Here is a 12,707-nt window from a genome sequence, read left to right as displayed (position 1 = left end):
AGCAGCACGTCTCGCGGGCGCCTCAGAGAGCGAAGGCGTCCTGCTTTTCAAAACCGGGCAGCACCGGCGCACTCGCGTTGAAGGCGAAGCGCCAGGTGATCGCACCGTCGATCTTCCATCCGACCCGGACCGTGCCGAGTGCACCTTCCATGAACAGGCACACGATACGGCCGCCATCCTTGAGTTGCGCGGTGATCTCCTCGGGAAGCTGTGCCACCCCGCCCTCGATCACGATGGCATCATAAGGACCATGCTCTGCGGCACCCTGCGCCAGAGCGCCTTCGTGGAACACCACGTTGTCGCCATGCTCGACCAGCAGGCTCTGCGCCTCGGAGGTGAACGCCTCGTCCTCCTCGACCGCGACCACCGCCTCCGCGATGCGGGCGATGACCGCCGAGGAATAGCCGAAGCCGGCACCGATATCGAGCACGAGGTCGTCGTTGTCGATATTCACCGCGTCGAGCATCTTGGCCAGCGTCCGCGGCTCGAGCACCACCCGGTTCTCGGCCAGACGCACGTTGCGGCCGGCATAGGCGGCTTCCTTCTCGGAATCGGGCACGAAGGCCTCGCGCGGGATGCGGAGCATGGCATCGATGATCGGGAACTTGGTGACGTCCGAAGGCCGGACCTGCGTATCCACCATCATGCGGCGGCGCGTGGCGAAATCGGTCATCCGCTAAACTCTTCCGTTCAGTATGGTCCCTTATGGTTCTGCCACACTTGCCACGGCGCCGCAATGTCGGAAGAGGTCACATTTGCCGCAACGGAAACGGGCGCCCGCTTGGGGCGCCCGCTGATCCGTCAATCGTCGTCGTCATCGCCGCGTCGACCCGCGGCGGTGCCTGCCGCACGCCCGGCGAGGAAGGCCTCGAGCAGGCTGGCGATGCTGGTCGCCGGCGGTGGCGGCGGCGCCGGCACCTTGCGGCGGTTCGCCATGAGAAGCAGGATCAGCGCCAGCGCAAGGTAGATCCCGCCGACGATCAGCAGAGCGGTCTGCGGATCATACAGCTCCGCCAGCGCAACGAGCCCGGCTCGGGTGAAGTAAACCGCCGACACGATCAGCGCGATCAGCGCGAGCGCGCCAAAGACGATGCGGCGGATGATGAGACGCAGCCGAAGCTCGAGCGCGTAGAACATGGGCGGGTGTTACCTCCGCGAGTTGAGGTAGCCCAGCAGGAAGCCGGCGGCAGCCGCGATGCCGACCGCCTGCAGCGGCGTTGCGCGGATCTGGCCGATTGCCTGATCTTCGAAATCCGCCACGCGGCGACCGGCGTCGCGCAGCATCTCTTCGCCCTGCCCGCGCACGTCGTCGGCCTTGGCCTTGGCCTTCGCCTTGGCTTCGCGGCCACGACGGCTGCCGATATCGCCGACCATCTCGGTCAGGGCCGACAGATCGCCACGCAGGGTCGCGATCTGATCGCTCAGCGCGTCAAGATCGCGGTCCTTGCTGCTCGTGCTGGTCGAGGCTGTGCTGCTGGTCGGGGTGTTTGCCGTGGTATTCGCCATGATCCTGGCTCCCTTGATCGATGTGTCCTTTGACAAGTCAACGAGGCGGCCCGGTCAAAGGTTCCGACACATGGCGGCAAATGCAAGGGCTTCAGGTCTCGGCGCCGGGAGCCGCCTCAGAACTCGCTCCAGAGCCCGATTTTCAGCGAGGTTGCGTCATTCGTCAACTTGTAGGCGCCCCCAAGCTCGAGGAAGACTCCGCGGGTCAGGCTGATCACATGCGACGGCGCGATCGAGACGCTGTCCTCGCCGCCGGTGGGGGCGGCATACTGGAGCTGCACCAGCGACAGCGAGCCAGAGGCATGGTTGAGCCCGATCGTGGCGTCGATCTTGCCCTCCTCGGAGCCATCGCCCCGGAAAGCATAGGACGATTCGACCCCGGCCCAGCCATTGCCCAGCCCGGACTGGAACCCGCGCCCCCAGGACAGACCGGGGCGCACCACGCCATAGATCTCGTCCTCGATCTCGATGGCACCAACCGCCAGCTCGGCCGAGATCCAGGTGCCGGCATCGGTCGACAGCACCGGCCTGCGGAGGAAGAAGAGCCCCGTGAGGTCGCCCGATCCATCGCTGCGCCCGGCGTCGATGCCGAAAGTCAGCCGTTCGGTCACTCCGTATTCGTAGTACAGCGACGAGTAGTTGCGGTCCGTCGTCTCGTTGATCTGGAACTGGTAGGAATAGGACAGGAAGGATTGCCCCTCCGCCCGCGGCCAGGCAGCCGCCTCGGCCTGCACCGCCGAGATCAGCAGCGCCGCTAGCGCTCCCGGCACTACGCCGCGCCGCGCCTCAGCCATCCGCGTGGATCTCGCGCAGGACGTCTGCCAGCGACAGCGGATCGAATGGCTTGGGCAGGACATCGGTGGCGCCGGCATCGCGCAGGTCGTCATTGGCCACCGCATCGGATTTCGCCGTGCACATCAGCACCGGCTTGCCGGCGTTGGCGGGATCGCTGCGCACCGCCCGCAACAGCTGGCGCCCGTCGGGCGGCGGCATCATCAGGTCGAAGACGAACATGTCGTAGCCGCCGGAAGCGATCTCGCCCATGGCGGCCTCGCCGGAGGTCACTGCGGTCAGCTCGATATCGTCCTCGCCGTCGAGCGCGAGCTCGACCAGCGTGACGATGTCGGTCTCGTTGTCGACGAATAGAACTTTCATTCCGCGGCACTCCGTTGGTCCATCTGCGCCAGCGGGAGACGCACGATGAAGGTCGATCCGTGCGCCCGGTCACCACCGGTTTCCGTCAGATGTATGCTTTCGAGAGACAAAGTCCCACCCATGCGCTCGACCAGTTCGCGAGAAATCGCCAGTCCAAGCCCGGTTCCGCTCGCCTGGGTGTCCGGTCCGTGCGCGGGCTTGGCGAAACGCTCAAAAATCGCGCCCTGCGCCGCTGCGGGAATGCCGGGCCCGTGATCGCGCACCCGGATCACGACCTCGGTCTCGGTCAGCGCGCTCGAGATCTCCACGCTTTCGCCCTGTGGCGAGTATTTCACCGCGTTGGAGATCAGGTTGTCCATCACCTGCTGCATCCGTTGCGGGTCGACCTGGACCGAGGCGCCGGTGTTCTGCAACTCCAGCAGCAGGCCGACGCCGAAGCCATCGGCATAGCCCTGCATGTTGGTCACGGCCTCGCGCGGGATGTCGTTGGCGCGCACGGTCGCGAGCGTGACATTGAGCCGGCCCTGATCCATCGCCTGCAGGGTCAGGATGTCGTTGACCAGCATCATCAGACGGCTGGCGTTGCGCTCGGCCAGATCGAGCAGCTGACGCGCCTTCGGCGGCAACTCGTTGCCAAAGCGCGAGCTCAGCAGCCGCATCGCGCCGTTGAGCGAGGTCAGCGGCGTGCGCAGTTCGTGGTTCACGGTCTCGACAAAGGCGGTGCGCGCCCGGATCAGCCGCTCTTCGGCCGACACATCGGTCAGCACGCAGTAGAGCGTGTGCCCTTCGACCGCCTCGACCCGGCTCACCTTGCAGCGGATCTCGCGGCCGATGACGCCGTGATGGCTGCCCGCGTCGGGGACAAAGATGAACGACGTGCTGTCGACGAGATGCTCGAGCTCGACCGGGGCGCTGGCGCGGAAGCGCTCGACCGCCGCACCGGCATTGTCGACGCCGAACAACTCCTGCGCGCGAAGGTTCGAGGTCCGGAACTCCCCGAGCGCGTCGAAGACGATGATGCCATCCTCGACGTTCTGGAAGATTGCCTGGAACTGGCTCGCCGCCTGCTTCGCATTCCAGGCCTCGCGCTCGGTCTGCGCGAGGCTTGCGCGCAGCGCCAGCATCCGGCGATGCGCCAGGATCGCGGCGTAGAGCGCGAGCCCCGAGAGCAGCGCATAGACGGCGGTAAAGGCCACCGCACGCAGCAGGAAGCTGCGGATCACGACCGAACGCGGCAGCGCCATCACGGTCTTCAGCCCGGTGCCTTCGATCGGCGAGGAGACCGTGACGAGCCGGTTCTCGCCCACTTTCGAGAACCCTTCCGAGCTGAAGGCGGCCGTGCCCTCGACCGAGCGGATATCGACCAGCATCTCGGGGTCGAAGCGGGTCTCTTCCAGCAATCTGCGGAAATAGCTGGCCTCGAGCGAGGACGCCATCACACCGGAGACCTCCCCCGTCTCGGAGATGATCGGCCAGGCAATCGGGGTCACGCGCATCCCGGTGATCGTCGAATCCAGCGGCGCACCGATCACATAGCCTTTTCCGGCCCCGTCGAGCGTGCCCTGAAAGTAGTCCCGGTCATTGAGGTAGAGGCCGAGAACGCCCTCGATCGAGGACCAGCGCACCGCCCCCTCGTGGTCGATGACCACCATCGCCGCGATCTGGTCGACATTTTCGACAAACTCGCGCAGCCCGCCGCCCAGCTCGGCCTCGAGTGCAGGGACCCGGTAGAGATTGAAGGCCCCCAGCCGTTCGGTCATCGCTTCGGCGCGTACGGTTGCGAGCTCGAGGGCACTGAGGAAATGCTGGTTGAAGAGGTCGGCGACATGGGTCAGGCGTACCTCGCCCTCGCGCATGGTGCGCTGGTAGTCGTAGTGCAGGAAGAACAGCAGCATTGCCCCGCTTGTCAGCACAAGCGCCACGAAGCTGCTTCGGAAACCGCGCGCCAGTCGGTTGGGCATGACCTGTCGCTCCCTAGTGGTTCCGCTGGCTGGCGCCCGCGACCTTGATCCCGTTGCCGCCTTTCTGCGCCTGTTCCTCGAGCGCGCCGAACGCCTTGCCAAGCGCCTCCGACACGGTGCCGGCGGTGCCCGGAAGCGTGACCCCGACGCTCACGCCCGGCAACGCGCCCTTGAGCTTGCCCGGCATCGATTCCAGCGCCCGCTTGACCGACATCGCGAGGTCGCGCACATCCGCAAGCAGCGCGTCGTCATCGTGCACCAGAGACGCACCGCAAAAGGTGTCGCCCTCCCAATGCGCCAGCATGTTGCCCGCCGGCATCCGCACCTGCGCCAACACCTCGGCCACCGCGGCAAGGATCGCCTGCCGCTCGCGGGTGCTGAAATCGACGGTGTTGCGCGCCGTGGCATCGACCGAGAGGGCAAAGACACCAAGCCCGTCGAGCCGCTCGTCGCTTACCTGAGCGAGCGCATCCTGCAGCGCGTCGCGATCAGCCAGCAGACCCGGCAGCGAGAATTGCGAGCGGGCCCGGCGCGACGCGCGCGCGCTGCGCGGACCAGAAGACTTACGCCGGTCGAGCTCGGCCTTGAGGCGCAGCTGCGCCCTCAGGCGCGCCTGGAACTCGATGCGATCGAAGGGCTTGGTAAGGTAGTCGTTGGCACCCGCCATGAACGCCCGCGACAGCGTGCTCTTGTCCTCGCGGCTGGTGAGCATCACGATTGGCACGTCGCGCCACTTGTCGAGTGCCCGGATCCGCGCACAAAGCTCGACCCCATCCATTTCCGGCATCATCACATCCAGCAGCACCAGATCGGCTGCGACTTCGGAGGCCGACATGCTTTCGAGCGCCTCTTTCGGATTCCCGAAGGACGAGACGTCGTGATAGCCGAAATCGGCCAATGTCGCCTTGATGAGTTCTCGCGCGATCTCGGAGTCGTCGACCGCGATAAACTTCCGCACTTAGGTGTCTCCTGCTCTGTTCACACGGTAAACCATCCAGCTGCCCGTGTCATATACGAGATCGAATCTCGAATCGTTGTTATTCTTCAGTCTCGGTAGCGCTCGCAACAGGCGATCCCGAACAACTGGATCATTTTCATCCACCCCGATGACAACGAACTTTCCAGCCGGGCGGCCGCCGAACAGCACGCGATCATAGGCCGGATCGCCTGCCGCGATGAAATTGCTCGCATTTCCCAGCGCCGCGACAAGATCCGGATGGCGTTCGACATCTGCGAGAACCTCGTCGCGGTCGCGCAGGAACGCCGCGACATGTGCTGCCTGCGCCACAGGGTTGGTCACCATCCGCCCGCTCGCCGCCTGCAGCCAGGCACGGCTCTCCGGCGCTCCCAGAGTGCCCAGCGCCCAGCCGCCCAGCATCGCGGAAAGCACCATCAGCGCGGCCAGCGGCGTCGAGCGCAGCGAGGTGCGCGTCCACCAGCGCGCCGCGACCGGGATCGCGCCAAGCGCAGGGGCGGCCACAAGGACCGGATCGGGCTCCACCGGGTAGACCCGGTTCAGCAGAGCCATGCCGACCAGCGTCAGCAGCATGCCACCGAGCGGCATCGAGAATCGCGGCTGGAGGAACAGCCGGAAGATCACCATCAGCGGCACCGGCAGAAGACAGAAGATCGCGAGAAAGGTGGCCCCGGCCCATGCACTGTCGGGCGACAGCAGCTGCACCGCGAAGAAATCAGTCTTCAGAACCGCGCTGACGAAGAACAGCGACAGCACCGCGGCGACCACCGGAAAGAACATCGACACGAGATAGCCCGAAGGCGAAACCAGAAGCAGGCTCGGACGCGCCGCCAGCACCAGCGCCGGAAGCGTGGCCAGCGCGAAAAGCACGCCCAGCTCGTGCGACATCGTCGCGACCAGGAGCCCCAGCGCCACCTTCATCATGTCGGGCGCGGTGCCGAACAGGCGGATGTTCACCAGCCCCCTGAAGAAGAGCCACGCGCCGAGGATGAGGAACATCATGCTCGGCCCCTCGCTCAGAGAGCGCAGAAAGACCGGGTTCAGCACCAGAAGCAGCACCACCAGCACCGCCGACAGACGGTCATAGGCCGCCCGGTTGATGAGGTTGTAGTACCACGCAACCGCCAGCAGCCCGCCAACCGCCGCGCTCAGCACATGCGGCAGCGGGATGTCGGTCCCGCCGCTCAGCACCTGCATCACCAGTGCGATGGCGAAGGGCAACGGCGGGAAGAAGGCGTCGGTGGCGCGGAACACCGCGGGCCCGTCGGTCAGCACGATGGCCTTGGCCCACATCTGGATGGTGGCGGAAGACAGGAAGCCATGCCCCTCGACCCAGGCGATAGGCAGCAGCATCGCCGCGCTGACCAGCAGCCAGAGGGCGATCTTCCAGACCAGATCCCTCACGTCGCCGCCTCGCCCTCGTCACCGGCCGCCTTGAGCTCGGCGGCGGTGTGCTTGGACAGGCCGTGCTGGGTCTTCTCCCAGTAGAACGGGTTCGACACCAGCTGCTTCAGCGCCTTGTAGGAGGCGATGGTCATCAGCACCCAGTAGCCCACCACCGTCACGCCCCACGGCGCGAGATAGGTCCAGCGCCGGCGGAACGGGGCCACCATCGTCAGGTAGATCAGCAGCGCGTTGCCCGCGAGCAGGTTGATCAGCGACATGTAGAGGATGGCGGGCGGGAAATACGGCTCGATGAGCTGCGCGCCGAAGATCATCCAAAGCACGAAGATGCCCCAGAAGATCGGGTTCAGCAGACCCGACAGGAAGGTGCCGCCGATGAAGAACACGAAGCCGATCAGCCCCGGCAGCCCGACGGTGCGCGCCAGGTGCACGGGGCGGCGCGTGTGCACGAGGAAGGTCTGCATGTAGCCCTTGATCCAGCGCGAGCGCTGGCGGATCCAGTTGGGGATCGAGACGTTGGCCTCCTCGAAGGTGGTCGAGTCGATCACCCCCACCCGATAGCCCTTTTGCGTGAGGCGGATGCCGAGGTCGGCATCCTCGGTCACGTTATGCGGATCCCACGCCTTGAGCTGGCGCAGCACGTCCATGCGGAAGTGGTTCGAGGTGCCGCCCAGCGGGATCGGCACCCCGAGGCGCTGCAGGCCGGGCAGCATCAGGTCGAACCACAGCGAGTAGTCGAGCGTGAACATCCGCGTCAGCCAGTTTTCCTGCGCGTTGTAGTAGTTCAGGCGGCACTGCACACAGGCGGTGTTGGGCGAGGACTGCCGGAAGGTGGCAATCACCTTCTTGAGCTGGTCGGGCTCGGGCTTGTCCTCGGCGTCGAAGATCACGAGGAAGTCGCCCCGCGCGTATTGCAGCGCGTAGTTGCAGGCCTTGGGCTTGGTCTGCGGATGCGACGCCGGCACCAGCACGATCTCGAACACCCCCTCGAGGTCGAGCGAGCGCGCCGCCTCGATGGTGTCGTGGTCGCTCTCTTCCAGCACGATCTTGATGTCGAGCTTGGCCAGCGGATAGTCGAGGTTGCGCAGCGCGTTGGTGAGGATCGGCAGCACCTCGGGCTCGCGGAACATCGGCACCAGCACGGTGTAGACCGGCAACTCGTCATCGTGCAGCATCGCCGCCTCGGCGGCGATCGACTGCGACATGCGCTCCTGCGCCTCGCTGCCGACCCAGACCAGCGTCGCCTTGAACAGGAAGTTGCCGAGATAGAACACCGTCATCACGACGTTGAGCGCGATCAGCGTCGGCACAGGCGCAAAAGCCAGCCCCAGCAGGAACAGGCTGATGCAACCGTAAAGCACCACCACTTGCGCCGGCAGGATCACGTTCGAGGCCGACATCACGGGGTCGGTCTCGGCCAGCCCGTAGACCGCCTCGTGCGACTGTTCCTCGCGGAACGCACTCTGCAGCGCCAGCGAGATGTCAAGCCGCGTCGCCACGGCGATGTCGACCTCGCTGCCGAAGATTTCGATGATCCTGACCAGCGTGACAGGCCCGGGCCGCGCGGTCGCCACGGTCAGGCGGCCATTCTCCTCGCGGACGGGGATCACCTGCGCCTCGGTCATCTCGGTGACGTCGTAGCGGCGCAGAAGCGCGCTGTCGGCTAGCGTCTCGGACAGGTCCAGCAGCGGCACGTCGTAGTAATAGGCAAGCTCGCGGTAGATCGTGGCGGCCTTCAGCCAGCGCTTGCCCAGCAGCACCTCGACGAGGCCCAGGTTCCAGGCCTCGGCAAGGTCCTCGGCCTCGTCGAGCTGCTCGTCGGTCAGGATGCCCCGATCGTAGAGCAGGTTGCCGATGGCCTCGCTTTCCGCGTCGAGCGCCACCGATCAGCCCTCGGAGCTGTCCCGGCGCTTCCGGTAGACACCCTGAAGGAAGCGGATCAGCAACAGCGTCAGCGCCAGCCATGCCGCGCCCACGATCCACGGGCGGTACTTCGCCAGCAGCTGCAGCAGGTCGGTCTGGTCGGGATAGCTGATTTGCAGCAGGTCGGTGCGGCTGCGCGCCACCGACAGCACCAGCCCGTCCTCGTCGAGGATCGCCAGCTGTCCCCGGTCGAGCTGCAGCGGTATCGAACGGGTCGGCTGCGGCGCCGGGCCATCACCGGGGCGGATCCAGATGCCCGCCCCCTGCTCGGTTTCGACCACCTGCACGAAGCTCAGTGCCTCGAGCCCGGATCCCGCGAACATCACCCCGCCATCGCCGTCGAGGATCTCGACCGCGCCCTGATCGAAACGCAGCGCCGGATCGCTGCCCGCCGGCGGGTTGGCGCCGACATAGATGAACGGCCCCTCGGCCTGCGACAGCTGCGCCGCGCCGGTGACCGTCGCACGATCGGGGATCAGAGCGCCCGCAAGCGGCAGCAACAGCGGCCATGCGCTCTCGGCCGCGCCCGGCTCTGCCACCACGGTGACGCCGTCGCGGAAGGCCTGCCGCATGAGGAAGAAGTCGTCGCCCGGCGCAGGTCCGTCACCCAGCACGAAGCGGCTCTGCGGCAGGATCTCGGCCGGGTATCCCTGCGGCGCGAAGCGGCAGCCGCCCCCCTCGACCTGCCGCTGCACGAGGATGTCGACCTGGTTGTCGCGCCCGATGAGCCCGGCGGGCAGGGCAAAATCCATCCATTCCGGCTCGGCGCTGTCGAGCGGCCGCGACCCGACCATCGAGTCGTTTACGAAGACGCTGACCGCGACGCCACGCCCCGAGGCGGAGTTGGCCGCCGCGACCAGAAGCTCGAGCCGCTCGGGCAGCGTGCCTGACGGCAGCGCATCGGCGGCGAAGTTGAAGGTGAAGGTCGAGCTGCCGACCACGTTCTGCCGCAGCTTCGGCGCCCCCAGCTCCGCGAAGGTGATCCGCGAGGAGGCCTCCTCTCCGCCATCGAGCGAGACCGGCGCAATGCCGTCGACCGCTGCCAGCGCCTGCCACTCGCTTTCGAGCAGGGCCAGACCAAGCGCCGGATCGCTGCCACCGAACCCAAGTGCCGGGCGCCCGTCGAGCGCCATGACTTCGACGCGGCCGCCGCGCGCCCCGTCGCGCCCCGCCACCAGCGCACCGCTGGTCCATTCCCGGCCACCGGCATCGCTTCCGCCAACCCGCACCGCGCCGAACTCGGCATCATAGGCGGCACCGGCCATCATCGCGAAGGGCAGCATCTCCGGCCCCTCGCCGTCCAGCACCAGCCGCTTGTCGCGCGGCATCAGCCGCGCCACATCGAGCGGGCTGTCCAGCTCGCCGCCGCGGACATAGAGCTCGAGCGCGGAGCCCGGACGGATGAAGACGAAATCACCCGAGGCCCGCTCATCGATGCAGAGCTGCTCGGAATGTGCCCCGGAGTAGCCGAGCGTGACCTTGAGGAAACCGCCCGAGATCGCGCCGTCGGGCACCGGCACCTCGACGGTCATGCGACCGGAACTGCCTTCGAGCGATGCCACCTTCACCACGCGGTCGGCCAGTGCGACCGACAGGAAGCGCTCGGTCTGCATGCTCTCGCCATGCTCGAGCTCGATGCGCAGCATGGCGCCCTCGATGGCCTCGGCGCGCGCCGCCGGCAGGAAGAACGTGACCTCGCCGGACAGCTGGCGGAACTCGATGCCGGCATCAAAGCCGATCTCGTCGAAGCGCACCGTGCGGCGCAGCGTTTCGGTGGCGCGGGACTGGATGGCGGGCGCATCTGCTGTGCTTTGCGCCAAGGCAGGCAAGGCACAGCCGATCTGTGCTGCGAGAAGCGCCGCGAACAGGCCGGGAACGTGCTTCAAAGAGCCGCCTCCCGCGCCCGCATGATGCCCGCCAGCGCCACGATCAGGGCGTTGCGTTCGGGATCCGTGAGGGTGCGGTTCTCGGCCTCGGCGGTCTCGAGCATCCTGAGCGCGTCCTTGAGAAGCCGGTGCAGATCGGTGAACCCGAGCATCCCGGCGTTGCCCGCCGCCTCGTGCAGGATGCGATGCAGATCGTGGATCTCGGCGAGCTCGACATTCTCGCGCCCGAGCGTCTCCTTGACCGGGCGCAGCATCTCGGGAAGCCCGTCGATGAATCTGCCCTGCAGCAGCTTCAACGTTGCCGAATATGCATCACTCACGTTTGCTCACTCCTCAACACAGGCAAAAAACCTTTTCGATCAAGGGTTAGAACAACCCCGGGCCGGTTTCCACACTCTTATTTCCGCCACAATCCCGGCTGACGCGACGCCACGCCGGATACGATGGGCAGGTCTTCGGAAATCTGCACTGGGTACGCCACTCGATATCGAATCCTAACCGCAGAGCCGGGCGCAGGTGAAGGGGCAATCCACGGCACGAGGAATCTTCCAAGCGGGCCCATAACCGCTTGACGCCCCCGCGGCGGGGCCCTAGAGAGTGCATCACTCTGGCGAGTTGGCGGAGTGGTGACGCAGCGGATTGCAAATCCGTGTACACCGGTTCGATTCCGGTACTCGCCTCCATCCCTTCATGATGGCTCTGAACCCCTTGCTTTGCATGCAAAGCGAGCGGGTTTTCGCCAGCCGTCTCACGCGCCGCCCCCTCATATTCGTGACAAGCAACGCGCCACAGAGCCGGCACTGGTGCGCGCTGTCACCACCTTACATTTCGGCGCAGAGCAAGGGTGCGCCCCGCTCCGCCCCTGTTGCCGCCAGCCCTCAGCCGCGCTGCGGCACGCCCGGCAGGGCGCAGAGCATCTCGTAGAGGTAATTCGCCGCGATCACCGAGGTGTTGCCCGCCGGATCGTAGGGCGGCGAGACCTCGACCAGATCGCAGCCCGCGAGGTTCAGCCCCGCGCAGCCGCGGATGATCTCGAGCCCCTGCATGGTGGTCAGCCCGCCGACCTCGACGGTGCCGGTGCCGGGCGCGAAGGCCGGGTCGAGACTGTCGATGTCGTAGGTCAGGTAGACCGGCGCATCGCCGATCTTGGCGCGGATCTCGGCCATCAGCGGCGCCAGCGACTTGTACCAGCACTCCTCGGCCTGAATGCAGGTCCAGCCCTGCTTGCGCCCCCAGTCGAAATCGTCGGCGGCGTAGCCGGTACCCCGCAGCCCGATCTGGAACACCTTGTCGTTGATCAGGCAGCCATCCTCCCAGGCCCTGCGGAACGGGCAGCCATGGGCGACGGTCTCGCCGAACATCTCCTCGTTGGTGTCGGAATGCGCGTCCACGTGGATCAGCGCCACCGGCCCGTGGCGCTCCTTGATGGCGCGCAGGATCGGCCAGGTCAGCGTGTGATCGCCGCCAAGCGTCAACGGGATCGCGCCGTGGGCGAGGATGCCGCGGTAATGCTCGGTGATGATGTCGACGGATTTCTTCAGGTCGAAGAGGTTGATCGGCACGTCACCGATATCGGCCACCTGCAGGTGCTCGAAGGGGGCGGCGCCGGTGGCCATGTTGTAGGGCCGGATCATCCGGCTCTCGTCGCGGATCTGGCGCGGGCCAAGCCGGGTGCCGGGGCGGTTCGAGGTGCCGATATCCATCGGGATGCCGACGAAGCAGGCGTCGAGCCCCGCGGCGGTCTCGGCGGCGGGCAGCCGCATCATCGTGGCGGGGCCTCCGGTGCGGGGCATCTGGTTGCCCCCGAGGGGCTGGTTCAGGCTGCGCTCGGTCAACGCGTTCTCCTTGCTTCCGGGGCCGGCGCCTTGCCTGCCCATGGGTGTTCTTGTGGCGCCC

At 66.6% G+C, this 12,707-nt stretch carries 12 protein-coding genes and 1 tRNA gene; 1 reads left to right on the top strand and 12 read right to left on the bottom strand.

Annotation, left to right across the window (positions count from 1 at the left end; translation table 11 throughout):
- Window positions 1-22 precede the first annotated feature (22 nt).
- From R2601_RS09785 to R2601_RS09735, 11 genes are all read right to left on the bottom strand, one after another.
- Window positions 23-673 (bottom strand): protein-L-isoaspartate O-methyltransferase family protein, encoded by a 651-nt coding sequence (locus R2601_RS09785; protein WP_007797306.1) that lies wholly within the window; start codon window positions 671-673, stop codon window positions 23-25.
- A 128-nt stretch (window positions 674-801) separates the two neighbouring features.
- A complete protein-coding gene (locus R2601_RS09780; protein ID WP_007797304.1) occupies window positions 802-1,137 on the bottom strand; it encodes a phage holin family protein in 336 nt (111 codons plus the stop codon).
- 9 nt (window positions 1,138-1,146) lie between these two features.
- Window positions 1,147-1,506: an ElaB/YgaM/YqjD family protein gene (locus tag R2601_RS09775; RefSeq protein WP_007797301.1), complete on the bottom strand. Its 360-nt coding sequence runs from the start codon at window positions 1,504-1,506 to the stop codon at window positions 1,147-1,149.
- Window positions 1,507-1,622: 116 nt separating this feature from the next.
- Window positions 1,623-2,300, bottom strand: a complete 678-nt coding sequence (locus tag R2601_RS09770) for a hypothetical protein (RefSeq protein ID WP_007797299.1) — start codon at window positions 2,298-2,300, stop codon at window positions 1,623-1,625.
- Window positions 2,293-2,661 (bottom strand): response regulator, encoded by a 369-nt coding sequence (locus tag R2601_RS09765; RefSeq protein ID WP_007797297.1) that lies wholly within the window; start codon window positions 2,659-2,661, stop codon window positions 2,293-2,295. Before R2601_RS09765 ends, R2601_RS09770 begins: the two co-directional genes overlap by 8 nt.
- A complete protein-coding gene (locus R2601_RS09760; RefSeq protein WP_007797294.1) occupies window positions 2,658-4,622 on the bottom strand; it encodes an ATP-binding protein in 1,965 nt (654 codons plus the stop codon). The genes R2601_RS09765 and R2601_RS09760 overlap by 4 nt, the downstream gene beginning before the upstream one ends.
- 13 nt (window positions 4,623-4,635) lie before the next feature.
- The gene (locus tag R2601_RS09755; protein WP_007797291.1) at window positions 4,636-5,580 is read right to left on the bottom strand and encodes a response regulator; all 945 of its coding nucleotides are present in this window, start codon (window positions 5,578-5,580) and stop codon (window positions 4,636-4,638) included.
- The gene (locus tag R2601_RS09750) at window positions 5,581-7,002 is read right to left on the bottom strand and encodes a hypothetical protein (protein ID WP_007797289.1); all 1,422 of its coding nucleotides are present in this window, start codon (window positions 7,000-7,002) and stop codon (window positions 5,581-5,583) included. It abuts the gene before it with no gap.
- Window positions 6,999-8,885, bottom strand: coding sequence for a glycosyltransferase family 2 protein (locus R2601_RS09745; protein ID WP_007797286.1), 1,887 nt, complete (start codon window positions 8,883-8,885; stop codon window positions 6,999-7,001). Before R2601_RS09745 ends, R2601_RS09750 begins: the two co-directional genes overlap by 4 nt.
- Window positions 8,886-8,888: 3 nt before the next feature.
- Window positions 8,889-10,811: a cellulose biosynthesis cyclic di-GMP-binding regulatory protein BcsB gene (locus tag R2601_RS09740; protein ID WP_007797284.1), complete on the bottom strand. Its 1,923-nt coding sequence runs from the start codon at window positions 10,809-10,811 to the stop codon at window positions 8,889-8,891.
- Entirely contained in the window at window positions 10,808-11,131 is a 324-nt protein-coding gene (locus R2601_RS09735) for a hypothetical protein (RefSeq protein WP_144266900.1), read from the bottom strand. The genes R2601_RS09740 and R2601_RS09735 overlap by 4 nt, the downstream gene beginning before the upstream one ends.
- Before the next feature lie 289 nt (window positions 11,132-11,420).
- Here R2601_RS09735 and R2601_RS09730 point away from each other — a divergent pair.
- A tRNA-Cys gene (locus R2601_RS09730) sits at window positions 11,421-11,494 on the top strand.
- A 195-nt stretch (window positions 11,495-11,689) separates the two neighbouring features.
- Here R2601_RS09730 and speB read toward each other — a convergent pair.
- A complete protein-coding gene (speB, locus tag R2601_RS09725; protein WP_007797281.1) occupies window positions 11,690-12,688 on the bottom strand; it encodes an agmatinase in 999 nt (332 codons plus the stop codon).
- Window positions 12,689-12,707 lie beyond the last annotated feature (19 nt).

It is taken from the genome of Salipiger bermudensis HTCC2601, assembly GCF_000153725.1.
GTDB classification, from domain to species: domain Bacteria; phylum Pseudomonadota; class Alphaproteobacteria; order Rhodobacterales; family Rhodobacteraceae; genus Salipiger; species Salipiger bermudensis.
This window is presented reverse-complemented; position numbering and strand designations above follow the sequence as displayed.